Origin of the sequence: Providencia sp. PROV267, from assembly GCF_028477825.1 — a bacterium.
Taxonomy (GTDB): domain Bacteria; phylum Pseudomonadota; class Gammaproteobacteria; order Enterobacterales; family Enterobacteriaceae; genus Providencia; species Providencia stuartii.
Genome location: NZ_JAMPLX010000007.1, coordinates 48,889 through 74,849, shown reverse-complemented (window position 1 = coordinate 74,849; position 25,961 = coordinate 48,889). Strand labels below are relative to the sequence as shown.

Sequence of the window (25,961 nt, the reverse complement as noted above, 5' to 3'; positions counted from 1 at the left end):
GTGAATGAATAAATCAGGAGAAACACGTATGTCCACAGCAAAATTCCCCAAGAATTTCCTTTGGGGGGGAGCTATCTCAGCCAATCAAGCTGAGGGAGCATACCGTGAAAGTGGAAAAGGGCTGACCACGGTGGACATGATCCCTTATGGTAGTCATCGGATGCCGGTTAAACTGGGGTTGGAACAACGCTATAGCTTACGTAAGGATGAATATTACCCCAGTCACCAATCTATTGATTTTTATCATCACTATAAAGAAGACATCGCACTGTTCGCGGAAATGGGCTTTAGTGTGTTTAGAACGTCCATCGCATGGAGTCGGCTTTATCCTAATGGTGATGAGTTGGCGCCTAATGCTGAAGGCATTGCTTTCTATCGTGATCTGTTTAATGAGTGTAAGAAATACAATATTGAGCCACTCGTTACTTTATGCCACTTCGATGTTCCCATGCACTTGGTGACTGAGTATGGTTCATGGCGTAACCGAAAAATGGTGGATTTTTTTAGCCGCTACGCGCGAACCTGTTTCGAAGAGTTTAATGGCTTAGTAAAGTACTGGCTTACTTTCAATGAAATCAACATTATGCTGCACAGCCCTTTTTCTGCCGCAGGGCTTGTTTTCAAGGCTGATGAAGATCCTGAGCAGGTTAAATATCAGGCGGCTCATCATGTGTTAGTGGCCAGCGCTTTAGCGACATGTATTGCGCATGAAGTTAATCCTGACAACCAAGTTGGCTGTATGTTAGCTGGAGGGGGATTTTATCCTTGGTCATGTCGTCCTGATGATGTATGGGCGGCACTGAATAAAGATCGCGAGAACCTCTTTTTCACGGATATACAGGTACGTGGATATTATCCAGCTTATGCGACTCGCTTATTTAAAGAGAAGAACATTTCGCTTGTTGTAGAGCCAGAAGATGAAGCGATTCTCACCAATACCGTCGATTTTGTCTCTTTTAGTTACTACACTTCCCGTTGCACTTCCGCAGAAATGAACGAGCAGAATAGCAGCGAAGCCAACGTCGTTAAGTCCTTGAAAAACCCCTATATCAAGGTTAGTGATTGGGGATGGGGTATCGATCCCTTGGGCTTACGTATCACGATGAATATGATGTATGACCGTTATCAAAAACCACTTTTTTTAGTCGAAAATGGGTTCGGTGCAAAAGATGAAGTGACGGAAGACGGGGAAATTAATGATGATTATCGGATTAGCTACTTACGTAGCCATATTCGTGCTATGGCTGAGGCTATTGGGGATGGTATTCCGGTAATCGGCTACACAGCATGGTCATGTATTGATTTGGTTGCTGCGTCCACTGGGGAATTAAGTAAACGCTATGGCTTTATTTATGTTGATCTTGACGATCAAGGTAGGGGAACACGTGAACGAAAGAAAAAAAAATCCTTCTACTGGTATCAAAAAGTCATCGCGAGTCATGGGGAGGATCTGGAATAACAGAATCCCCTAGTTCAGTGTTTAACTAGGGGCTATTAAAACGGTGAAAACGTTCTAGTGTAGCCAAAAAAGTCATTTATGACCGTTACAGAGAAATAGGGTAATTCATGATGGCCTCATTTCGGTGGATTACCTTGAAGCCATGGTTGTTGATCAAAGTTATCGTCGCCAAGGAATTGCGCGAGTTTGATTCTGTATACCCATGAAATCATGGAGGCATGTTACCAGCGAGGAATGTTATCCGCTTCAAAGGAAGGGAAAACGCTCTCTCATTCAGTTGGCTGGAAGGTAGAAAGCGGCATTGTTTGAACGACAACAGTCACTCTATTGAAGAAGTGGGTGGAGTAATGATGGGATGGTCAGTGAATGATAATATGATTGGCTAGTGTTTGCGGGTTATTCTAACTATTTCGTCAACAACCAAATAGCCATCCTTATTTAGGATGGCTATTTGAGTTAGCTCATTAATGACTGTGCTCCTGTTGCGGCAAGGCAGATGCCGGAAGCCCAAATATCTTGTCAAAGGCCCAATTAAAAAAGAATGTGTAGATAGGGATAAAAATAATTAAAGCAAAATCCAATATCAGAGCTTGTAACAAGCTAATTGATAGCCACCAAGCAATCAATGGAATTAGAAAGATCACCAAGGTTAATTGAAATAAAACCGCATGGGCAAACCGGCGGCGAAATGTGCGAATTCGGGATTTCTGTTTGGATTCCCAATATTCAAAAGCGACATTGAAAATAAAGTTCCAACTAACGGCGATAGTGGTTATTACCAAAGCCAAAGGCCCAGTTGTACCCGCTGAATTCCCCGAAAGAAATGCGAGTGCTAATGATGAAATCACCCAGCCAATCACTTCATAGGCGGTGATAAAAACAATTTTACGCTTAATACCTTGCATGTTTTATCTCATTTACTGTGTCGTCAGGTCTGGTAAATTAAATCAATATTGATGATAATAAAAGTCAGCTACTATCAATATTATTGAAAGGTTAGAGATGCCATTTAACAGTGATAATTTAATGATCTTTTTAACGGTATTAGAAAAAGGATCTTTTTCAGCAGCGGCAAGGGCATTACACCGTGTGCCGTCCGCGGTGAGTATGGCTATCGCCAATTTAGAGGCGGAGTTGGGCTTTTTGTTGTTTGAAAGGCATACAAGGGAGCCTAAACCAACCGAAAAAGCGCTGGCCTTAGCACCTTATGCACGTAATATTGTGGATAATCTATGGCAGTTGAATGTATTTTCTCGCGAGTTGACTCAAGGGGTAGAAAGTACGTTAACGATTGGAATTGCGGAAGGAATTAACCCTGATTTATTATTTGATGCGCTAAAAATATTGAGTCAGCGCTACCCATTAATGCATGTAGAATTAATGACCGCGCCTCAAGATGATATTTTACCTTTATTGCATCAAAATCATATTCAATTAGCCATTGCATTTGGTGGTATATCGGTCAATTCACAAGAACAGTTTCACTGTATTGGCTATGAGTCTTTAGTCGCAACCATCTCATCAAAACATCCATCAATTGGGCATTCAGCTTCCTTATATATGGAAGATCTCGTGCAGACTCGTCAAATAATTATTACTAGTTTTCAGCATCAGCTCAGCGATATTCGTGCTGTGGTTGCGACTAATTATTGGCGAACAGATAATTTTTCAATGGCATTGGGATTAGTTGAAGCTGGAATGGGATGGGGAAATTTACCCCTCTCTTTAATTAAAGATAAATTACAGCAGGGTTCACTGAAACGATTAGAGTTTAAAAATACGCCGAATGGTTTAGAGCTACCGATACATATTGTTTGCTTGAAAGGTCAGGTGTTAAAGCGTGGTGCACAGGAATGTATTGAATTATTAAAGGCAAATAATCAATTAATGCAATCTTCCCGTGTTTGAAAACGGTTCTAATGTAGAGAATACTTTTATGTCACTAAACATTATTGGTTTATTCTTTTTAACAGCGTTAGCTGAGATTGCAGGTTGCTATTTCCCGTATTTATGGATGAAAAAGCAAGGTGGTGCATGGTTACTTTTGCCTGCTGCACTATGTTTAATGTTGTTTGTTTGGTTGCTGACGCTCCATCCTGAAGCAAGTGGGCGAATTTATGCAACATATGGGGGGATCTATATTGCAACTGCATTGATATGGTTGCGTATAGTCGATGGTGTATCATTAAACACAACGGACTGGGTGGGGGCTGTAGTAGTATTTATTGGTGCTGGTATTATTATTAGTGGTTGGAAATAGCGTTTAATTTTAAATTAATATAATTAATTAACGCTTATTAATGAAAAGGGATTTTTGTTTTTAGTTGGATGATTATTTGAATTAAAGTAAAATTACGTATTCCTAAAGTTAAATTTAATAATAATGATAAATAGCGCGTTATTTGGTTTAAGTTTTATTTTTGTTTGGTCTTGTGGTTTTTATATTTTGATCTGAATTATATTTTTGCAATTTATAAATTTATCGTTAATTGATCTGTATCAATATTTAAAATAGCTACTCTATTGGTAGTATATTTAATTGGAGATTAACTACTCAGTTAATATTAATTTACCTTTTATTTTCACATTCATTGATTTTAGGCAATATATAATTATCATACGCTGATATTCTGCGACCGACTTATACCCATTTTGTTTCAAGTTGCTTAGTGTTGGACTGCACCGATTAATTCGAGTTATAGAATTTATCTTTGTCTCGAAATAGCGTTGTTAGCCACCTATCGCATGCTTGGATTATTTAGGGTAATGACAATAAATATAAAGAGGGAAGCAATGAACGTCAGTCGCAGAAAGTTTTTTAAAATCTGTGCCGGCGGGATGGCAGGTACTACTGTAGCAGCGTTAGGTTTTATGCCAGCAACGGCAATGGCCAATGTACGTGAATATAAATTACTACGGTCTAAAGAGACTCGTAATACTTGTACTTACTGTTCTGTAGGGTGTGGATTATTAATCTATAGCATGGGCGATGGTGCCATGAATGCTAAATCCGCTATTTTCCATGTTGAAGGAGATCCTGATCATCCTGTTAACCGTGGAGCTTTATGTCCTAAAGGGGCGGGCCTACTTGATTACATCCATAGTGAAAATCGACTACGTTATCCTGAATATCGCGCACCAGGCTCTGATAAATGGCAGCGTATAAGTTGGGATGAAGCTTTCACCCGTATTGCTCGGTTAATGAAAGATGACCGAGACGCAAATTTCATCGAAAAAAATGAACAAGGAACAACGGTAAATCGTTGGTTATCGACAGGGATGCTTTGTGCATCTGCGGCGAGCAACGAAACCGGTATGTTAACTCAGAAATTTGCACGCTCCCTCGGGATGTTAGCGGTTGATAACCAAGCGCGTGTCTGACACGGACCAACGGTAGCAAGTCTTGCTCCAACATTTGGTCGCGGTGCGATGACCAACCACTGGGTTGATATCAAAAATGCTAATGTCGTCGTTGTGATGGGCGGAAATGCTGCGGAAGCACATCCTGTTGGATTCCGCTGGGCAATTGAAGCGAAAAATAACAACGATGCCACACTGATTGTCATTGATCCACGTTTTACGCGTACGGCATCAGTGGCTGATCACTATGTGCCTATTCGCTCAGGTACTGACATTACCTTCTTGTCAGGGGTACTACTGTATCTGATAGAAAATAACAAAATTAATAAAGAGTACGTACAACACTATACCAATGCGGCACTCTTGGTAAGGGATGATTTCAGCTTTGAAGATGGTCTATTTAGTGGTTATAACGCGGAAAAACGCGCTTATGATAAGACCACGTGGAACTATCAATTTGATGAAAATGGTCATGCGTTGCGTGATGACTCTTTACAACATCCTCGTTGTGTATGGAATTTGCTCAAACAGCACGTTTCTCGTTATACACCCGAAATCGTCGAACAAATTTGTGGTACACCAAAAGATGACTTTTTAAAAGTCTGCGAAATTTTGGCTTCAACCAGCGCTGCCGATAGAACAACAACGTTCTTATATGCGTTAGGTTGGACTCAGCATACTGTTGGTGCACAAAATATTCGTACTATGGCGATGATCCAATTGCTGCTCGGCAATATGGGTATGGCTGGTGGTGGGGTGAATGCGCTGCGTGGTCACTCAAATATTCAAGGGCTGACGGATCTCGGTTTGTTATCAACAAGTCTACCGGGATATCTCACTTTGCCTTCTGAAAAAATGGTGACAGTAGACAGCTATTTAGCTGCTAATACACCAAAAGCAACGTTGCCAAATCAGGTTAACTATTGGAGTAACTATCCAAAATTCTTTGTCAGTTTGATGAAGTCTTTCTATGGTGATGCTGCGCAAAAAGATAATCAATGGGGCTATGATTGGTTGCCAAAATGGGATCAGGCTTATGATGTCATGAAGTATTTTGACATGATGAGTAAAGATCAAGTTAATGGCTATATTTGCCAAGGTTTTAACCCTGTTGCATCGTTCCCGGACAAGAACAAAGTAGTTAGCTGCTTAAGTAAATTGAAGTACTTAGTTATTGTTGACCCTTTGGTGACGGAAACGGCTAATTTCTGGCAAAACCATGGTGAGATGAATGACGTTGATACGGCATCTATCCAAACTGAAGTGTTCCGTTTGCCATCAACCTGTTTCGCCGAAGAAGATGGTTCGATTGCTAACTCAGGCCGTTGGTTGCAATGGCACTGGAAGGCAGCAGACGCACCGGGTGAAGCACGTAATGACGGCCAGATCTTAACCGGTATTTTATATAAAATCCGCGAGCTTTATGAGCAAGAAGGCGGGAAAGGTCGTGATCAATTAATGCAGATGCGTTGGGATTACAAACGCCAATTCCATCCTGAATCAGAAGAAGTTGCGAAAGAGAACAATGGCGTTGCATTGGTCGATTTGTATGATGCTGACGGTAATTTGCAAGCCAAAAAAGGTGAACTGCTTAGCTCGTTCGCGCTGTTACGCGATGACGGCTCTACGGCCTCGTCTTGCTGGATTTATACTGGTTGCTGGACCGAAAAAGGGAACCAGATGGCAAACCGTGATAACAGTGACCCATCAGGACTCGGAAATACATTAGGTTGGGCGTGGGCATGGCCACTGAATCGCCGCGTGATTTATAACCGTGCATCTTGTGATACACAAGGTAAGCCATGGGATAAAAAACGGATGTTGATCGAGTGGAATGGGAAAAAATGGGTCGGTAATGATATTCCTGACTTTAATGCTTCGGCACCTGAAGTCGGTACTGGGCCATTTATCATGCAACCTGAAGGCTTAGGCCGTCTATTTGCAATTGATAAAATGGCGGAAGGGCCATTCCCTGAACATTATGAGCCGTTTGAAACCCCATTAGGTACGAACCCGCTACATCCAAATGTCGTTTCTAACCCAGCGGCACGTATTTTTGAGGACGATAAAAAGCGCCTTGGAAACCATGAGCAGTTCCCTTATGTCGGAACGACTTACCGCTTAACGGAGCATTTCCATACGTGGACGAAGCATGCGCGTTTAAATGCGATTGTGCAGCCTGAACAATTCGTTGAGATCAGTGAAACCTTGGCGAAAGCAAAAGGTATTGCAAATGGCGATAGAGTCAAAGTGAGCAGTCAACGTGGCTTCATTAAAGCAGTAGCCGTTGTGACACAGCGCTTACAAACGTTGATGGTCGATGGTAAACCGATAGAAACGGTTGGGGTACCGATCCACTGGGGCTTTGAAGGTGCAACGCAAAAAGGCTTCATTACGAATACGTTAACACCATCCGTTGGTGACGCAAACTCTCAGACACCTGAGTATAAAGCGTTTTTGGTTAATATAGAGAAGGCGTAAGGGAGGGAACGAATGCAATCTCAAGACATTATTAAACGTTCCGCGACCAACAGTATTACGCCTCCACCACAAGCGCGTGATGACAAGTTTGAAGTTGCGAAACTCATTGATGTAACGTCCTGTATTGGTTGTAAAGCCTGTCAGGTGGCGTGTTCGGAATGGAACGACATTCGTGATGAGGTCGGCCATTGTGTGGGGGTTTATGACAACCCTCTGGATTTGAGCGCTAAGTCATGGACAGTGATGCGTTTTAGCGAAACGACTGAAAATGGCAAGTTAGAATGGCTTATCCGTAAAGATGGCTGTATGCACTGTACGGATCCTGGTTGTTTAAAATCTTGCCCTTCAGCAGGCGCTATTATCCAGTATGCAAATGGTATTGTGGATTTCCAATCTGAGCACTGTATCGGTTGTGGTTATTGTATTGCGGGATGCCCATTTAATATTCCTCGTTTAAACCCGAAAGATAATCGAGTTTATAAATGTACTTTGTGTGTGGATAGAGTCGCGGTAGGCCAAGAGCCAGCCTGTGTGAAAACCTGCCCAACAGGGGCTATTCATTTCGGTACTAAAAAAGAGATGTTGGAATATGCCTCTGAGCGTGTCGATAAACTACAAAAACGTGGTTTTAAAAACGCAGGGATCTACGACCCTAAAGGCGTGGGCGGTACACATGTGATGTATGTACTCCAACATGCGGATAATCCAGAGTTATATCATGGGTTACCAAAGGATCCACAAATTGATACACCGATTAACTTGTGGAAGGCAGTCTTGAAACCACTTTCAGTAGTCGGCTTTATTGCCACTTTTGCAGGGTTGATTTTCCACTATGTTGGAGTTGGCCCTAATAAAGAAGTGGATGATGAAGAGGAGGAAGATGGTCATGAGTAAAAAGAGCAAAATGATTGTTCGGACAAAGTTTATTGACCGAGCATGCCACTGGACCGTGGTTATCTGCTTCTTTTTAGTTGCTTTGTCTGGGATAGCGCTCTTTTTCCCAACATTGCAATGGTTGACTGAAACCTTTGGTACACCACAAATGGGGCGGATCCTACATCCATTCTTTGGCGTATTAATCTTTGTGGTGTTGATGTTTATGTTTTTCCGTTTTGTAAAACATAACATTCCAGATAAACAAGATTTACCTTGGATCAAGAACATTGTTGAGGTTCTTAAAGGTAACGAACACCATGTTGCAGATGTAGGCAAGTATAACGCAGGACAAAAAATGATGTTCTGGAGCATCATGAGTATGATTTTTGTACTCTTAGCAACAGGGATCATTATCTGGCGTCCATATTTTGCGCATTTATTCCCAATGTGGTTAGTACGCTGGAGTTTATTTATCCATGCGGCGGCGGCAATCATCTTAATTCACGCTATTCTGATTCATATGTATATGGCATTTTGGGTTAAAGGCTCGATTAAGGGGATGATTGAAGGGAAAGTCAGTCGTCGTTGGGCGAAAAAACATCACCCTCGTTGGTATCGAGAAATTGAAGCAAAAGAGGCGGAAACGGAAAAAAACAAATCGTAACGCTTTCCATTTTTAATTCAAAGCCACTGCAATAATGCGGTGGCTTTTTTTTGGCGATTTTTTTGTTAGTGTTAATGGTTCGTGCATATGCAGAGGAAAAAAACATGCGGGCTGACCAATATATTGCTTACTGTTCCGTTCGAGCATTAAAACGAGAAAAAGACCGTTCATTATTACGTAAAATGTCTTATGTGAAATATTGGGTTTTATGTAACCAACAAGGCGCAGAAGTTATCCGAGAAATTCAGGTGGATGATTTTATCGAACAGTTACGCCGTTATTTAAATATAACAAGAAACAGCCAATACTATTTTAATCAACAGCAACAAATCGTCATCACTTGCGATAAGCCTACTTCAATAGTTTTAACTTTAGAATGGGCAGATGAAAGTGCCATATTTGTTGAGTCAGTATCAGAGCAATCTCTGTCATCATTGCAAAATGAAGGGAATAACTTGCAGGCATTTTTGCTGACGCTGCAAAAAATTGAACAATTAGCTGAACAAATCGGTGAAACAGGATTTGCTGCTATTTTTAAATCGCAAGCAGAAAAACTCCAAAAGCCAGTTGAAGATAATGAGATGCTTTGTGAACGATTATTTGATGTGGCATGTGGCGCTTGGGTATTCGGTGGTATGGGGTCATGGAATGATTCATCCCCATTTTTAGCTTATGAAAAAGGGTTAGAAGCAGAATATGATAGGTTAACCAATGAACTGTATCACCATATAAACCTTGCGCTTCGTTATTCAGCAAATCAATGTGCGTGTGACCCATTGAACTGAAACAGCACTTTTTCTGAAAAACAAACATAAAAAGCAGCATAGCTTAGAACAGCGACTTCAATTATCGGAGCGAAGTCAGCGACATACATTAACAATCACTTGCAAACAACAATAAAAGAGTACGACTATGAGTATTGAATCTGTTAGACGCTTTATGGCTCAACATGCGCCGGATATCGACATTATTGAAACCGATGGCGTGACGGCTACCGTTGAGCAAGCTGCCATCGTTCATAATGTTGAGCCTAACCAAATAGCGAAAACCTTATCATTGAAAGTGAAAAATGAGGTTGTGCTTGTGGTTTGTGCTGGAGAAGCTCGATTAGATAACCAAAAGGTTAAACAGGCTTTAGGCTCGAAAGCGAGAATGCTCAGAGCCGATGAGGTGGTAGAGCTAACCAGTCACCCTGTTGGGGGTGTTTGTCCATTTGGTTTGCCTTCCGAACTCCCTGTATATTGCGATATTTCATTGCAACAATACAGTGAGGTACTGCCTGCTGCTGGCTCTGTAAACAGTGCGCTGAGAATATCGCCTCAACGGATGCTCGAGCTGACCAAAGGTGCTTGGATAGATATTTGCCAATAGTTGTATCGATTTACAAATAAGGGTTTTGTAGGCGATATAACACATGTTCTTGTAGCCAATGGCCTTCAGGGAGTGCTGGATGAGCGAAGTTTTCAGACTCCTTGGTCATCCCTAATTTTTTCATCACGCCTTCAGAAGGGGTATTGGCGACCGCAGTGAATGCGACAATTTCTTTTAGTTTAAGTTGATTAAAAGCGAATTGGATAACAGTCTTGGCCGCCTCTGTTGTATAGCCTTGCCGCCAATATTGCGGAAGTAATCGCCATGCGATTTCTGTGCAAGGGGAGCAAGGAAGCGGATATTCTGGAATATTTAATCCAACAAACCCAATCAGTGAATGGTTCGATTTTAATTCAACGGCCCATATGCCCCATCCTCCTTGGGTGGCAAATCGTTCCATAATCGTGTCCATCATTTGATCACTTTGTGATTTATTTAATACCGAAGGGAAGTAGCGCATTACCTCCGGTGAACTATTCATATCAAAAAAACGCTCTTTATCTTGTTCGGCCCAGCGTCTTAAACGTAAGCGAGGCGTTTCAAGTTCTATGATTGACATGTGAAACCTTGTATTATTTTGTGGTTAATTGCATGTGGAGAATGGGGAAGGGGTTACCTTCACCATCCGTTTCAGAACGAGCAAATTGTGTAAACCCCATATGTTGGTAGAAACCAACAGCCTGTGGATTCTGCTCATTGACATCAACTTCATTAATGCCCAGCTCTTTTATGGCAAAATTGAGGAGTTGTTTACCTATTCCTTTACCCCGATGAGCCGCTGAAATAAATAACATTTCAAGTTTATGTTGATCAACGCCAATAAACCCACTTATTTGGTTATTTTCATCTATTGAGACATAAGTTGCCAATTGGGGAAGATATTGTTCACGGATTGCCACTTTTAACGTCTGTAATATATTTTCAGGTAAAAAATCGTGCGTTGCTCTGACGGATGACTCCCAAACAGCCATAATTTGCTGGTATTGTGCAGGAGTAGCAGGTTGAATACCCATGAATGATGCCTTTAGCCCAATGTCGTTTCTTTGAGTGTATTGATTAATATGCCGTAGCGCAATTTTAAAATAGCTTTCATAGAAATAGCGTATTTATCCTTAATTGAGGGAAAAACAGCAGGCCAAGTCTATTTTTGAGATATTAATCGCAGAAAAAAAAGTCAGTTACTTCATTATAACGGAATGTTAATTTTATAGAAAAATAATCATAATGGGATTGTTTTTATAGAATATTAACGGCAGGAATCATAACGATAATATACAACAACAAAATGGTAGGGAGCTTTCGATGAAATATAAAGTTTTAACAGTTTGTTTATCAGCCGCATTGCTTACCCCAATGACTCCAGTACTTGCAAATACCGATAATGTCGAAAATATGCAACTTGACCAAGTTTTATTATTAAGTCGTCATAATTTGCGTACACCGATTGTGAATACGGGGATCTTAACCGAAGTTACCGATAAAAAATGGCCAGCTTGGGATGCGCAAAGTGGCTATTTAACAACAAAAGGTGGTGCACTAGAAGTGTATATGGGGCACTACTTTAGAGAATGGATTGAGCAAAATAAATTAGTTCCCGATGAATTATGCCCAACGGGTAATGAAGATCTTTTCGTTTACACGAATAGCTTACAAAGAACCATTGCAACGGCTCAATTTTTCACTGCGGGCGCATTTCCTGGGTGCACAGTGAAGATCCACCACCAACCTGAAATAGGTAAGATGGATCCTGTTTTTAATCCAATCATTACTAACGATAGCCCTGAGTTTAAACAAAAAGCATTATTAGCCATGGAGGAGCATTTAAAGGGCCTCAACCTTAAACCTGGTTATGATGAATTGGATACCGTGCTCGACATTAAAAATTCGGAGAAATGTAAGACCGATAAACTCTGCGAGCTTTCATCGCAAACAAACAGTTTTATTATTGAAGCGAATAAAGAACCGGGGGTTGTTGGCTCACTTAAAATAGCGAACTCGGCAGTAGATGCTATCGATTTGCAATACTATGAGGGTTTTCCTGAATCACAAGTGGCTTGGGGTATGGTCAACACGGATGATAAATGGACTAAATTAAATACCCTTAAAAATGGTTATCAGGAAACGCTATTTTCCCCCAAATTGATTGCGAAGAATGTGGCTCACCCATTATTAAATTATATCAATAAGGGCTTTGTTTCCGCTGATAAAGGTGAGACTGCTAAATTTATTATGTTGGTTGGGCATGACTCAAATATTGCTTCCTTAATGTCAGCAATGGATTTCAAACCTTATAAACTACCTGATCAATATGAATATACGCCTATTGGTGGAAAATTGGTCTTCCAACGTTGGCATGATAAGAGCGATAAGAAAGACTATGTTAAAGTGGAGTATGTATATCAAACAGCAGAGCAACTTAGAAATAATAGTTACCTGTCTTTAGAAACGCCACCAAAACATGTCACGCTAGAAATGAAAAATTGCCCAATAGATAAAAATGGATACTGCTCTTGGGAAGATTTCCAAAAAGTGATGAAATCAGCATTAGATCAATCAAACTAAAATAGCCTCTATTTATTGCCCGTGGTCTTGCGGGCAATAAATATCATCTGTATATATACTTTATATTTCGCATGTTAAAACTCACGGAATGGACCCCAGTGTGTGTGTTAGCATTTGTTTTTTACACAAGATAAATCGATAAAACTGGACAAAATGAATATCCAATTACAACGTTTAAGTCAAATTAACTGTCATGACATCATCGCATTAAATACTCACCCGCTTGTATTAGCGCATATGCCGCTAGGTGATAATCAATTTGATGAGACTTTTTGCAAGGAATGGGTCAAACAGAAAGAGCAACACTGGCAAACACATGGCTTTGGTGTGTGGGCATTAACTTTTGATGGCGTATTTGGCGGCTGGGGTGGTTTTCAAGATGAAAATGGAGACGCAGATTTAGCGTTAGTGCTTCATCCAGATTACTGGGGATACGGTAAAAATATTGCTAAAAAAATAGTTGAGCAAGCGGCGGCTCAACTGTCATTAACGTCGATAACTATCCACCTCCCACTAAGTCGAAAAAAACTGGGCGCAATTAGGCGCTATGGTTTTATCGAAGAGGGAGAGGTGGATTTTGATGGGGTGGCTTTTAAGCGTTTTCGATTGAAACTATCATCGTTAATGAAGAAAAAACCCTGCTAAAAAGCAGGGCGTGAAAGCCACGAAAATGTTTATGAGCCTTCAATTTAACTGATAATCTTGTGTAATAGTCTTATAAATTGTGTGTATTTATTATCTCTTGATATCATCGTAAAAAGATGATCTTGATGAGTTTAAAGGCTGAATATTTTATTAAAAAATCTATTTTTTGCTATCGCATTTTTATTATCGAACGACTAAAACTGAAGTTTTTGCATAGCGCACGACAGATGCTGCATTAGACCCTAACAGGTATGTTGACATACTTGGATGGCGAGAGCCGATTAAAATGAGATCTGCATTGATTTCCTCAGCGATAGCCAAGATTTCATCTTTCACGGAGCCGACAGAAGAGGTGACGTGGATCTTATTTTCTGGGATAGAGAAGCGTTTAACTTTCTCTTTTAATTCATCGAGAATCACTTCGGCTTGCTTTTCTTCGTCAGGGAAATCACTAGGAAGAATGGTTCCACCATAGCGCAAATAGTTAGAAATAGGTGCTGTGACAGCAAGGAAATGAACTTCAGCGTCATTTAATTTCTGAATTGCATTAACATGGGGTATGACGAGATCAGTCAGTGCATCTTCGCTAACGTCGATCGGAACTAAAATAGTTTTGTACATAAATCCTCCTTTTTATCTTTTATTTTATAAGTTTAGAACATTTCAAAGCATATTGAAATTAATCATTAATATTTTAAATGTAATTAGCTATTTTGGTTAAAAATGAAAGGGGATAACTGTTCTGTGTTGAAAGTAGGGGAGGAAAGTATCACTGCTACGGCTTGTAGCAGTGAATCAAACGAATAGGTTACTTTTTACAAGCTTCTTTTAAACCACCTTTACAGGCTTTATTTAAATATTCGCTCGCCGCTTTATCATCCATTTCTGTACCCTCACCATTTTCATACATTTTACCGACTTGGTATTGTGCTGGTGGGAACTTTTTATCGGCTGATTTTTTAAACCAATCAAAAGCAATAATGTAGTTTTGTTTCACTCCAACGCCTTGATAGTATATCTGCCCAAGGTAATTCTGGGCTTCTGCATTGCCTTGATTGGCGGATTTTTCAAGCCAGTTGATTGCGGTTTCAATGTTAGGTTCAACGCCATTACCATTTAAGTACATGTCGGCTAAAAAAAGCTGTGCATCTGCGTTACCCTTATTGGACGCCATAGTTAACCATTTTTTAGCTTTAGGATAATCTTGTTTTATCTCTTTGCCTAGGTAATAGCCAATACCTAGCATAACTTGCGCTTTGATATCACCTTTTTTGGCTTCATTCTCCACAATTCTTAACGTCTCTTTTGGAACTTCCGCGAAACTTGAGTGAATAGAAAGAATGAAAAGTAACAGTAATGAGTAGATTTTATACATAGTGCTATTAATATCTTATTGTGTCAGTGAGCAAGATAAAGATAGTGATTCGTTTTTATATGAAGACATAGATCAAGCGAATAATAACATTATCAACAATCGTTGTTAGGGTTAACCAATAAATTTTACGTTAAATACTCTACGTCGCCAAACATAGAATATCAATGTGTTTTAACGTTTTTTATATGATGGAAGATATTTCAATGTGATGAATCGATATCACGCAGATTATGTGTATTTTTAATATAAAACAAGGCATGGGGTGAGTTAAATTCAGATGGTGACGGAGTGGGAGTATTTTATAAGTTTATTATATTGTAATTAGCATATTATATAGTATTTTTCGATATACTGGTTTTTTTTGCTAATGCTGGATTGGGATAGTTTTTTTGAAATATCAAGCATGGTAAAGAATAAATAAAAATCAATTAACAACCCCTTAAAAACGGCATTTAAAGCCGGTTATTTTTAGGCATTTTCTTAAACGTATAATTATTTAAATATAAGTTAAAAATCGTTAACACCCCCTAGCAATTTAGGGGATGTTGTTATTTAGACGTTATTTTACCAGGCGTTAGTTACCATCATTAGCCCAGGTAAGGTGCAAGTCACAATACCGATTACCAAAGTTAACTCACCGAGATATTTAATGGTTTTATTAAGTGAAAATACGCAGAAAAATAGAAACCATAGAATAGCCCAAAGCAACCATAGTGCAATCATTCGAGCATCAGCACTTGTGTAGTAGGCGTAGAATAAAGCATTAAAAAAGACAAAAAGGCAGTACCAACCAAATAGTTTCCCTGTTAGTGAATATATCTTTATAAAACTGAGAAAAATATAAGTGAATGTAAATAACATTGATTGGGCAATGGCAAGGTATGCAGTATTTTCTTTAGCATTTACCATTAAAACAATATTGCCAATTAAGCAGAAAAAACCAATAATGCCATTGAATATTCCTGTTTCTTTATTGTCATATCCTTTAATGATAGAAATACCGTTAATGATTAAAACGCTACCAATAAAAATGAGTAATAGGCCATTCATTTATCACCTCTTGAGGGAGAATTGATTTTTTTCGACAGTAAATTCTATGTGCTCTCTGCTTTTTTCATGTAATATTACATCGGCAACTAATGGTTCAATATGAATTTTAAATATTCGCTTGATATCTCTTACCCCGTAGCGACGATCGCACATTGAATTTATTTTCATTTTTGTTGCAGTATCCAGTACTACTGTGACGGCGTTTTTAGCGATTCTTTTATTGAGTTTTGAAAGTTCAATATCAATAATTTTACTCGCTTGTTCTGAATCTATTTTATTAAAGCTAATCTTTCTATCGATACGGTTAATAAATTCAGGTTCGAATTTATTTTCTAACAATTTTAGTATTTTTTGCTGATGATATTTTTTAGTGAATAAATGTACTAACCCCTGTTTTTCATTTAAAATATTTCTAGAGCCTAAATTGGAAGTCATAATAATAATGGCATTTTTGAAGTTAATAACTTTCTGACCATTTGCAAGGCTCAATTCACCAGTATCAAGAATATTGAGCAGTGTTCTAATCACTTCTTTGCTTGCTTTTTCTATTTCATCAAATAAGACAATACCTGGTGTACTATAGCTTCCTTCGATTTTATCTATATCAAACAAGGAATATGATTCTTTACTCCCGGCGTAACCGGGAGGTGCACCAGATAAAGACGCGGCATAATGATCTTGAGACAACGTATTCATATTTATGCGACAATAATGCGTTTTACCATTATTAAGCGCTTTTGCTAAAGCGATCACTGTTTCTGTTTTACCAACACCAGTTGGCCCAAGAAATAGCATGGTACTTAGTGGCCTTTCGGGATCAAAAATATTGGTTTTAATACAATAAAGAATATCCTTTAACTGTTTTAAAGCCTCCTCTTGGCCAATAATAGTATTTTCAATATATTGAATGACTTTATCAGGATCAAAAATAAACCGGAAATGGCCCATCTTTTTTTGGGGCTCTGAAATGTGTTTTTCTTTATGACTTTCAGCTAGCATATCATTAATAAAGGGCATGGATTATTCCTAAATAGTGATAATTTATTAAGTAGTAAATCAAGAAAAACTATTTATATAAAATACGATAATATTCCCCGTTGTTGACGCATACGACAACGTTTAAAAATAACAATTTATATTTAGTAAATTTATAGTTTATTCATTAGCCTACAATTTTTATTTTATTGCCATCGGTTGGTAAATTGTAAACTTGGCACTCTGAAACACCGATAGTCTCTCTGGTTATACTTTCAACTTGCTGTTGAGTTTTTTCTGCATCTAGAACCCAACTACGATAAAACTCAAACGGGCACTCTGCGAGGCCTTTATCACCATCACCTGATTGATAAATACCGGTGTAACCACGATGTAATATTTTAAAGAGGTGGTTTTGTGATTGGTCATATCGACGCGCATCGCGAATTTCCGTGACGGAAAGTTGCGCGTATTGGACGCCCATCTCTTCTTCACCACATTCGCCCAATGTGTGACCATCAAAACCAATAATAGCGGAATGACCAAAGTAGGTATAAACACCGTCAAAACCTGTTCCATTCGCCACGGCGACATAACAGTTATTTGCCCACGCCATGGTTTTTGCCATCATAATTTGCTGCTCTTTGGCAGGATACATATAGCCTTGGCAGCGAATAATTAACTCAGCGCCTTTCATTGCACAATCACGCCATATTTCAGGGTAATTACCATCATCACAGATGATCAGACTTATTTTTAACCCTTTAGGTCCTTCTGAAACATAAGTTTTATCGCCGGGATACCAACCTTCGACAGGGCACCACGGGATAATTTTGCGGTATTTTTGTACAATATTCCCTTTGTCATCAATTAAGATAAGTGTGTTATAAGGGGCTTTTAAGGGATGTTCTTCGTGCTGTTCACCTGTGATTGAAAATACGCCCCACACACCATTTGCTTTACATGCAGCTGAAAAAATTTGTGTTTCATCACCCGGTACAGTTGCTGCCGTTTCCATCATCTCTTCATGATCATACATAATGCCTTGAGTGCTGTACTCAGGAAAAATAATCAGATCAAGTCCTGGAAAACCGGTTTTCATTCCTGCAATAACATCTGAGATTTTATTTGCATTTTCAATAACTTCTTTTCGATTATGCAAACGAGGTATTTTATAGTTCACAACCGCAACACCCACTGATGTTGGACTACTTGAAATATCACCATGTCTCATAAGTTTCCCCTTTGTGTCATTTTGATGTTCGTTTTACGACTAAGTAAATATAGTTATTAAGTTACAAGTGGGGGGAGTAAATGGCGCCGAAATGTGATTTACGTCGCATTTTTATAATGAATTTTGTGGAGTTATTTAATTGTTTGATTTTATTAGCTAATTTTTTCTTAGAGAGTGTGTTTTATCGTTTATATGGGGTTTTACTTGGTCAATCACAGAAGAGGTAATGGGGGATAATAACGAAAATTTGTGTAATAAATTTATTTTTATATTGTGATTTTGATTTAAATTAATGATAAATGTTGGTGATGGGCGCGCTTAGCTGTTTTTCAAAGTTTAATCTTTAGTAGAGGGTTGTCGTTCTTATTTGTAAAAAATCAGCACAACTAACTGATCAATGTCATGATAAAACGGCAACCCCGTAAAATTGAAATGTCACTTTAATTTTTCAGATAACCATAAGCCACTTTTTTTCATTAAATAACCGAATAAGACCCCCACCAATAATGAAGGAAGGGCGGCTGTCCATTCGCCTTGAGAGGCAAAAAGAGCACATGCGCCAATAAATGTGCCGGGAATATATGATAGCCATTGCTGCCTTGCTTGAATGCACATCATAAAAGCCACAATACCCGTGATCAAATATTCCAATAAATTAGGAATACCATTAAACAAGGTATCGCTGTGGAGCATAATGAGACCCCATGCGACTCCGCTGGCGGTAGTGAAGAAGGTAATGAACAACCCTTTAATGCCTTCTTTTGGATAAGCAAAATAAGCGGTACAGCCTAAAAAACCAGCCCACCCAATCAGCCCTAACGAATTCGCTAACCACGCCCAAACGGCTGACAAAATCGCGGTTGTTAAAGAAATAGAAAAAAGTATTTTCACAGTGATTCTTAAATAATGATTAAAGTTAAACCAGAATAGAAAATGAACCCGTCATTCTCTTGACATGTTTATCGAGCCATCTATCGGGAGAGGTTATCGAAGGGAGGGGATTCTATCATTAGCTAATCAGGTAAAAAAAAGCATTTGATCAAGATATACGCGGAAATTTTCCTATCTAGATTGAACGTGTTGTTTTTAGACAGCTAGGTAGCAGGTGAGTGCCTGTTGAACGGGTTCGATTGACAGCTTGCTACCTAGATATACACTATTCCATATCAAATAACGGTGTTGGTTTTCCGTTATCATCAACGGCAACAAAATTAAATTGACCATGGATCACTTCTTCGCGTCCTTCACGATACATATCTTCTAAGAATATCGACACATTGACAGTCAAACTTGTTCGACCAACGCGGCTAACTTTACCGACTAATTCGACGATGGTGCCAGAAGGAATCGGGTGAGTGAAATTGATTTTTTCGGTTGAGACTGTCACTAAGCGTTTACGGCAAAAACGTGTTGCGGTAATAAAAGAGACCTCATCCATCCAAGCGAGAGCGGTACCACCAAATAAGGTGTCGTGGTGGTTAGTGGTGGTTGGAAAAATAACCTTTGAAACACTTGTGATAGAACCTTCAATTTTTTGCGTGATTATCTCATCAACGTCAGAACGCATAATATGGCCTTACAATAATTGCTGTGGAGACGATATTCGTCATACTTCAAATGGCAGCATTGCTGACGGCATTGATGCAATAATGGCATACATTTGTATGTATTTAGTGGCATATGCGTCGTCGCCTAGCTGCCTTTCATCTATCAACTCAGTGTAATATGCTTTTAAAATAAATTACACCGATGATATTTCAAGGGTAAATATATTAGTGATCATAGATGTATATGACCCGTTAAAAACAGTGTTGCCTCACCCGTTAATTTTACCCGCTGATCTTCAACCGCACATAGTACGACACCACCACGAGCCGATATTTGATGGCCGACTAACTGATTTTTATTTAAGCGAGCCGCCCATAATGGGGCAATGGCACAATGCGAGGTACCTGTGACGGGATCTTCATCCACGCCTTTAGCTGGGGCAAAATAGCGTGAAACAAAGTCGATATGTGGTTCATGACTTGCTGCTGTAATTGTTAGGCCAGGTAGAGGCAGTGCAGCTAAAGCAGACATATTTGGAGAGCAGTGTGCCACTTGGTCAGGGCTACTTAAGAAACAGACATAGCGATCTTTAGCTAGCCACAATGCTTCAATTTCAACCCCCAAAATATCGGCTAGCTGTGGGTAATCTGCAATTGAAGCAGGTTGTGTATTGAGAATAGGGAAATCGAGAGTAAACCCACTGCCATTTTTATAAAGCGTCAGCTCCCCTGAGAGGGATTTAAAAATAAAAGGGTTAATGGGGTGTTGTCTAAACTGATTAAGGACAAATGCAGCCGCTAATGTGGCATGCCCACAGAGATTGACCTCTACCGCCGGTGTGAACCAGCGAATATGATCCCCAACTAAAAATGCGGTTTCTGATAAATTAATTTCAGCCGCAATCGCAATCAATTGGTTATCTGGTAACCATTCATCAAGTAATACGACCGCGGCAGGGTTGCCTTGAAACTGGGTATTGGTAAAAGCATCAACATAGAAAACAGGCAGTGTTGAAAGACTCATAACGGTTTCCAAAAGCAGGTTAAATAGGGGAAAAGTATAGCGTTAATTAATCACTAACATAATAGTTTTAAGGATGAAATAAAAACGCCCGATAGGCAATTCTGCATATCGGGCGTGGGGATAATTGATAACTAACGGAAAATTATTTTGCGTTTACTTCGTTATCATCTGCATTTTTTAACATTTTTCTAACTGGAATGATTAATGCAGCTAGCACGATTGCACAGATAACTAATGCGATTGAAACATGTGAGAACAACTCAGGCATTGAATTTAGTTGTTCTTTATTGATGTTTCCGCCCATGATACCAGCAGCAAGGTTACCTAATGCGCTTGCACAGAACCAGAGCCCCATCACTTGGCCACGCATCTTTTGTGGTGCCAGCAGAGTCATGGTTGCTAAGCCAATAGGGCTTAGGCATAGCTCACCGAGAGTGAGTAAAAGAATACTCGAAACTAACCAGAACGGCGAAACCCCTGTTTGTGTGGCAAGAACTTGGTTGGCTGCCATCATCATGACCGCAAAGCCTGCCGCAGCAAATAAGATACCGATGACAAATTTAGTCATGCTGCTTGGGTTGATATTGCGTTTGGCAAGAGAAGGCCAGAACCAGCTAAAGACAGGTGCCAACAGGATAATAAACAATGCGTTGATAGACTGGAACCAAATGGTTGGGATCTCAAATGAGCCCATTTGGCGATCGGTATAGTCACGCGCAAAGATATTAAATGAGGTTGGTTTTTGTTCAAACGCTGACCAGAAGAAAGCTGCTGCAATGAGCAGTATCAAACAAGCGAGGAGACGTGAACGCTCACTGCTATTAAGGCCGGCAAAGAAGAACATGAAAAAGAAGTAGATACCCACACACGTGGAGATAATGTAGGCTGAGCTTTTTGCGATTGTCGCCGCATTAAAGGGGATAACGCCATTGTCGATAAGGATCACCAACACCGCGAGGATTGCCATAGCGAGCGTTACCCATTTACCGACATTTTTACGCTCGACAGTTGGGCGGTTCCACGTTGAATCTAACCCGACTTCTTTGTCGTAGCGGCGCATTTGTGGGATGGCATAGAAACGGAAAATCAAGAGTGCAATCAGCATACCGATACCGCCAAGACCAAAGCCAAGATGCCAGCCGTATTTTTCATGCAAAGGGCCGATGATCAGCGGGGCGATAAACGACCCCATGTTAATCCCCATATAGAACAAGGAGAAACCACCGTCACGACGAGTATCTTCTTTTTTATAGAGTGTTCCCACCATGACCGTGATACAGGTTTTAAACAAACCAGTTCCTAACACGATTAATAGGAGACCAACAAAGAAGAAGGTATTGCTTAAAAACGCTGACATTGCGATTGATAAGTGGCCGAATGCAATGATTAACGAGCCGTACCAAACCGCTCTGCGCTGCCCTAGCCAGTTATCTGCTAGCCAGCCACCAGGAAGTGATGTGATATAAACCCCACCAGCAAAGATCCCGACGATAGCGGAAGCTTGCTCAATAGGTAACTCCATTCCCCCTTGTAGCAGTGCGGCACTCATAAACAAGATGAGCAGTGGGCGCACGCCATAGAAAGAGAACCTTTCCCACATTTCGGTGAGGAAGAGTGAACTCAGTGGGTATGGATGCCCAAAAAAGGTTTTTGTTTTAGTCGCAGAATGACTCATCTGTGAACTCCGATAAATTATATTTTGATTAGTTGTGCTTGAAAAAACACCTGACAAAGTGGTAGGTGCCAAAATTTAGAGATATGTTAACTTCATTTTGTAAACATATTTTTAACATACATTATTATAAAAACACTGAAAAACAGAATATATTTATTGTGAAAAGTGTTTTTTTAAGGTGAAAAGTCGATATCACTCGCATTTTTCACGATAAGGTAGGCGACAATACAGGAATTTTGTTGACAAGAAAAGAGGTGATTATAAAAGAAACATATCCTTATAAAACATAAATTTATGTTATGTTTTCTGTGTTTTTTGCATAAAATGCTGTTATACCTACAATAAATGAGGGAAATGAATAAATAACTCTACCGATTATTCACAGTGAACGTGATGGGATGTTTTGTTCAGCAGCGAGAGAAGGCTTAGCCCTCTCTTTTCTATTAGGCCGATGGTGATTTACAATCCTGAGATTGACGTTTAATGATGTACCATGAATAAAGTAAGTTAAATAGAACTAAGGCAGCGGTAAAGAAAAAGACGGCTCTAAAGCCATAGCTTGCGGCCACAAACGAGCCCATTAGCGGGCCAGTCACGTTCCCAACATCCCGCAAGGCTTGGTTGTAGCTGAAAATGCGCCCTGTCACTTGATGTGAGATGTTATAGATAATTAATGTTTGTACTGCGGGCAATAAAGCGGCGTTTAATGCACCGAGCAAGAAACGCAGCGCCCCCAACTCCCAGTAATTACTCACCAATCCCATAGGGAATAAAACGAAAATAGAGGCCGCTAATACTGCAAGTAGCACTTTTTCTGGCCCGATACGATCACTTAGTTTCCCCAATCTAGGCGCACTGAGTAGCGCTGCAACCCCTGGAATTGAGGCAATTACCCCGCTAATAAAGGCTAAATTCTCAGTCGTGCCTGCAAGATCACGAACATAGAGTGTAATGACAGGGTTGATGGAACCAATCGCAGCTTGAATAATCATGGTGGTAAAAAATAAGCTAATCACCAAATTCTTATTTTTGAGGGAGGCAAATACTTGTTTGTTATTCAGCGCGTCTTTACGTGAAACAGGGGTAAAACGTTCACGAACATAGAATAAGGTCACAATAAAACAAATAAAGAGAACCGTTGCAGTAATAAAGAAAACGGGGCGTAAGCCATATTGGTCAGCAAGTAACCCGCCAATCAATGGACCGATCAGGGCACCACTAACGGCGCCCGTCGCTAATACGCCCATTGCCCAACCACTTTTTTTCACGGGAACTTGTGTGGCGATGAGTGCATTTGCATTGGGCACAAATCCACCGAGTAGTCCTAATAAGGCCCTTAGTATCAATAATTGCCAAATATTTTGAGCGAAACCAATGAGCACCATCACTATTGCCATACCGAGTGCTGAGCGTAGTAGCATCAACTTTCTGCCTTTGCGGTCAGATAAACGCCCCCAAAATGGAGCGGCAATAGCGGAAAACAAAAACGTAATACTGAAAACGGCCCCTGTCCATAGGTTTAATGAGCTGTGATCGGTAACCCCTAACTCCTCAATATAAAGCGGAAGAAAAGGCATGATCAGGCTAAATGCCGCACCGGTTAAAAAACAACCGAACCAAACGACATAAAGATTACGTTTCCAATAATTGTTTCTGTTTAACATAGACTCCTTGCTCAACTGTTTATGCTTAAAACACAACGGCTGCCAGATAACTGACAGCCGTTGTGTTTTATCTAATGATGGATTTTGTCTAAATCACCGTACAAAGAAGTTTCTCCTTTGGGGCGCGTTTTAAAACGTCGGTGTAGCCACATATATTGTTCGGGGGCTAATAATATCGCTTGCTCAATAAGTTGATTCATTTTGGTTGCAACCGCGACTTCATCATCGATAGGGAAATCATCGACAGCAGGTTGAATAACCAACTCATAACCTTTTCCTGCGGGTAAGCGACGTGGAATAAAAGGAACAATAAGCGGATTCGCTAAGCGCAATAAGATCGCTGAGCCATTGGTGGTTGCTGCATTTTTTACTGCAAATAGTGGGGCAAACGAGCTATTTCGAGGACCATAATCATGGTCGGGGGCATACCACAATATTTCCCCTTGTTTGAGACTGCGTACCATCCCTTTGACGTCTTTGCGGTCCAACATATATTTGTTAGAGCGTAGGCGTCCTCGGGTCTGAAGCCAGTCCATTAATTTATTATCATTTGGGCGGTAAACGCCAATGCCGGGGTTAAGCATACCGAAAGCTCTTGCACCAAGCTCTAATGTCAGAAAATGGATCCCTAATACAATAATGCCACGACCTGTCGATTGAGCCGCAATCATATGTTCACGCCCTTCGATTTTGAACCAGCGGCGTATGCGCCATTCAGGCCAAAACCATGCCATGCCTGTTTCAAAAACCCCCATACCCACGGACTCAAAATTTTTATCAATGTAGTGTTGGCGTTTTTCTAAGCTCATTTCAGGAAAACAGAGCGCTAGGTTGCGATCGGCAATTTGGGCGCGTTTTTTTAGCAAATGTTTGGACAATAAGCCTAAACGGGTTCCCATCCAATAAATCATGGGATAGGGCAAAAGAACCAGTACGTAAAGCAGACCGATACCAAACCAAGTGAGCCAGTAACGTGGGTGTAATAAACTTTTATCAAACTTTGGAGCTTGTATCATTGGTTTCCAAAAAATTAGGTTAGTGACTGAAGGCTGTTGTGAGTTGTTTAAATTTTTATGACAACAGCGATTAACAGATTGATTTTAGCGACTAGAAGGCCATGAGCTGAGCAAGCAAGCTAGTGCTAAAAGCAATCAAATTATCAATAGTATCTATTATATACTCTAAATAATTTGAGGGGCAGGTCAGTAGAGACCTAAGGCCGTAATTTGAGTAAATTCACTTAATTAACAGCGTTGCCACCTAAAGTATGGTGAGTATAACAAATTATTCATTTAATAAATTGGCCGTCTGTAGGGTACTCATCAGTTCGGCCAAATTCCGTACTGCCATTTTTTCCATCATGCGAGAACGATGCACTTCGACGGTTCGAACAGAAACACAGGCCACATCGGCGATTTCCCGGTTAATTAAGCCTTGCAAAACGTATTTGCAAATCTCTTTTTCTCTTGGTGTCAGTGTTTGGTAACGCTGCTGAATAAGATAACTTGCCGTGGCTTGTTGGGTTTTTTCTTGTGCTTGCTCAAGTGTTTTTGCTAATAGCTGGCTATCAATTGGTTTTTGTAGAAAATCGACAGCGCCTAGTTTGACTTGTTCGACGGCCATAGGAATATCGCCATGACCAGAGAGAAAGATCACCGCTAATGTGCTTTGTTGGGCTTTGAGCAGTTGGTGAACTTGGCGACCATCCAGTTTTGGCATACGCATGTCGAGGAGTACCACGCCCTCTTGGTGAAGGTCGGCTTGCTGAACAAATTGTTCACTGTCATTCCAAACAACGACGGTATAACCGAGCGTTTCAAGGAGAAATTGGCAAGCATCGGTAACTGCCGGATCGTCGTCCACCAGATGGATAACAGGCATGAATAGAACCTCACTTCATCAAATTGGGATATCAATGTTTAAATTCATGATGAATGTATTTTTACATATTAACATAGTTAATGTTATCAATAGTATGCGAAAGTCCTATTTATCGTTA

The 25,961-nt window shown here is 40.1% G+C and carries 25 protein-coding genes; 10 read left to right on the top strand and 15 right to left on the bottom strand.

The genetic code is table 11. The annotated features are described in order from the left end of the window. The first annotated feature begins 28 nt into the window (after positions 1-28). Entirely contained in the window at positions 29-1,459 is a 1,431-nt protein-coding gene (locus PR709_RS05065) for a 6-phospho-beta-glucosidase (RefSeq protein WP_060560715.1), read from the top strand. Between the two features lie 464 nt (positions 1,460-1,923). Here the strand turns inward: PR709_RS05065 and PR709_RS05060 are convergent, their stop codons facing one another. Then, positions 1,924-2,364, bottom strand: coding sequence for a PACE efflux transporter (locus PR709_RS05060; protein ID WP_004918323.1), 441 nt, complete (start codon positions 2,362-2,364; stop codon positions 1,924-1,926). A 97-nt stretch (positions 2,365-2,461) separates the two neighbouring features. Here PR709_RS05060 and PR709_RS05055 point away from each other — a divergent pair, with 97 nt between their 5' ends. The 7 genes from PR709_RS05055 (at position 2,462) to PR709_RS05025 (ending at position 10,211) form a co-directional block, all read left to right on the top strand. Then, a complete protein-coding gene (locus PR709_RS05055) occupies positions 2,462-3,367 on the top strand; it encodes a LysR family transcriptional regulator (protein ID WP_004918324.1) in 906 nt (301 codons plus the stop codon). A gap of 28 nt (positions 3,368-3,395) precedes the next feature. Next, a complete protein-coding gene (locus PR709_RS05050) occupies positions 3,396-3,719 on the top strand; it encodes a YnfA family protein (protein WP_014657996.1) in 324 nt (107 codons plus the stop codon). A 533-nt stretch (positions 3,720-4,252) separates the two neighbouring features. Then, a complete protein-coding gene (gene fdnG, locus PR709_RS05045) occupies positions 4,253-7,300 on the top strand; it encodes a formate dehydrogenase-N subunit alpha (RefSeq protein ID WP_102780659.1) in 3,048 nt (1,015 codons plus the stop codon). Between the two features lie 12 nt (positions 7,301-7,312). Further along, complete coding sequence (gene fdxH, locus PR709_RS05040) at positions 7,313-8,194, top strand: formate dehydrogenase subunit beta (RefSeq protein WP_004918334.1); 882 nt, start codon at positions 7,313-7,315, stop codon at positions 8,192-8,194. Then, on the top strand, positions 8,187-8,840 hold the full coding sequence (gene fdnI / locus PR709_RS05035; protein ID WP_004918336.1) for a formate dehydrogenase-N subunit gamma: 654 nt from the start codon (positions 8,187-8,189) through the stop codon (positions 8,838-8,840). Before fdxH ends, fdnI begins: the two co-directional genes overlap by 8 nt. A 104-nt stretch (positions 8,841-8,944) precedes the next feature. Beyond that, positions 8,945-9,625 (top strand): hypothetical protein, encoded by a 681-nt coding sequence (locus tag PR709_RS05030; RefSeq protein WP_036943684.1) that lies wholly within the window; start codon positions 8,945-8,947, stop codon positions 9,623-9,625. Positions 9,626-9,752: 127 nt separating this feature from the next. After that, on the top strand, positions 9,753-10,211 hold the full coding sequence (locus tag PR709_RS05025) for a YbaK/EbsC family protein (RefSeq protein ID WP_036943686.1): 459 nt from the start codon (positions 9,753-9,755) through the stop codon (positions 10,209-10,211). Between the two features lie 10 nt (positions 10,212-10,221). Here the strand turns inward: PR709_RS05025 and PR709_RS05020 are convergent, their stop codons facing one another. Together PR709_RS05020 and PR709_RS05015 are read right to left on the bottom strand one after the other, a co-directional pair. Further along, positions 10,222-10,770 carry a GNAT family N-acetyltransferase gene (locus PR709_RS05020; protein ID WP_272570779.1) on the bottom strand — a complete coding sequence of 183 codons (549 nt, stop codon included), beginning with the start codon at positions 10,768-10,770 and terminating at the stop codon, positions 10,222-10,224. Positions 10,771-10,783: 13 nt separating this feature from the next. Continuing rightward, positions 10,784-11,224 carry a GNAT family N-acetyltransferase gene (locus tag PR709_RS05015; RefSeq protein ID WP_004918344.1) on the bottom strand — a complete coding sequence of 147 codons (441 nt, stop codon included), beginning with the start codon at positions 11,222-11,224 and terminating at the stop codon, positions 10,784-10,786. A 289-nt stretch (positions 11,225-11,513) separates the two neighbouring features. On the opposite strand from PR709_RS05015, the gene agp reads away from it, so the two are divergent. Further along, on the top strand, positions 11,514-12,773 hold the full coding sequence (agp, locus tag PR709_RS05010; RefSeq protein ID WP_004918346.1) for a bifunctional glucose-1-phosphatase/inositol phosphatase: 1,260 nt from the start codon (positions 11,514-11,516) through the stop codon (positions 12,771-12,773). Between the two features lie 153 nt (positions 12,774-12,926). Continuing rightward, entirely contained in the window at positions 12,927-13,418 is a 492-nt protein-coding gene (locus PR709_RS05005; protein WP_014658003.1) for a GNAT family N-acetyltransferase, read from the top strand. Positions 13,419-13,601: 183 nt separating this feature from the next. Here PR709_RS05005 and PR709_RS05000 read toward each other — a convergent pair whose 3' ends face one another. From PR709_RS05000 to ttrR, 12 genes are all read right to left on the bottom strand, one after another. After that, positions 13,602-14,039: a universal stress protein gene (locus PR709_RS05000; RefSeq protein WP_004918350.1), complete on the bottom strand. Its 438-nt coding sequence runs from the start codon at positions 14,037-14,039 to the stop codon at positions 13,602-13,604. A 187-nt stretch (positions 14,040-14,226) separates the two neighbouring features. Continuing rightward, a complete protein-coding gene (locus tag PR709_RS04995) occupies positions 14,227-14,793 on the bottom strand; it encodes a tetratricopeptide repeat protein (protein WP_004918352.1) in 567 nt (188 codons plus the stop codon). Positions 14,794-15,357: 564 nt separating this feature from the next. Then, a complete protein-coding gene (locus PR709_RS04990; protein ID WP_053110773.1) occupies positions 15,358-15,843 on the bottom strand; it encodes an AmiS/UreI family transporter in 486 nt (161 codons plus the stop codon). Positions 15,844-15,846: 3 nt separating this feature from the next. Further along, positions 15,847-16,860: an AAA family ATPase gene (locus PR709_RS04985; RefSeq protein WP_272570778.1), complete on the bottom strand. Its 1,014-nt coding sequence runs from the start codon at positions 16,858-16,860 to the stop codon at positions 15,847-15,849. A 145-nt stretch (positions 16,861-17,005) separates the two neighbouring features. Next, positions 17,006-18,052: an aliphatic amidase gene (locus tag PR709_RS04980; RefSeq protein ID WP_004918358.1), complete on the bottom strand. Its 1,047-nt coding sequence runs from the start codon at positions 18,050-18,052 to the stop codon at positions 17,006-17,008. A gap of 435 nt (positions 18,053-18,487) precedes the next feature. Next, positions 18,488-18,943, bottom strand: coding sequence for a DUF1097 domain-containing protein (locus PR709_RS04975; RefSeq protein WP_014658006.1), 456 nt, complete (start codon positions 18,941-18,943; stop codon positions 18,488-18,490). Between the two features lie 265 nt (positions 18,944-19,208). Beyond that, the gene (locus PR709_RS04970; protein ID WP_014658007.1) at positions 19,209-19,619 is read right to left on the bottom strand and encodes an acyl-CoA thioesterase; all 411 of its coding nucleotides are present in this window, start codon (positions 19,617-19,619) and stop codon (positions 19,209-19,211) included. A 212-nt stretch (positions 19,620-19,831) separates the two neighbouring features. After that, positions 19,832-20,623, bottom strand: a complete 792-nt coding sequence (locus PR709_RS04965; protein ID WP_036943694.1) for a PhzF family phenazine biosynthesis protein — start codon at positions 20,621-20,623, stop codon at positions 19,832-19,834. Positions 20,624-20,765: 142 nt separating this feature from the next. Continuing rightward, positions 20,766-22,298 carry a peptide MFS transporter gene (locus tag PR709_RS04960; protein WP_004918490.1) on the bottom strand — a complete coding sequence of 511 codons (1,533 nt, stop codon included), beginning with the start codon at positions 22,296-22,298 and terminating at the stop codon, positions 20,766-20,768. A gap of 443 nt (positions 22,299-22,741) precedes the next feature. Next, positions 22,742-23,962: a multidrug efflux MFS transporter MdtG gene (mdtG, locus tag PR709_RS04955; RefSeq protein WP_272570777.1), complete on the bottom strand. Its 1,221-nt coding sequence runs from the start codon at positions 23,960-23,962 to the stop codon at positions 22,742-22,744. Between the two features lie 71 nt (positions 23,963-24,033). Beyond that, positions 24,034-24,978 (bottom strand): Kdo(2)-lipid IV(A) acyltransferase, encoded by a 945-nt coding sequence (locus PR709_RS04950; protein ID WP_004918492.1) that lies wholly within the window; start codon positions 24,976-24,978, stop codon positions 24,034-24,036. Positions 24,979-25,246: 268 nt separating this feature from the next. Next, entirely contained in the window at positions 25,247-25,843 is a 597-nt protein-coding gene (gene ttrR, locus PR709_RS04945; RefSeq protein ID WP_004918493.1) for a tetrathionate respiration response regulator TtrR, read from the bottom strand. Positions 25,844-25,961: the final 118 nt, after the last annotated feature.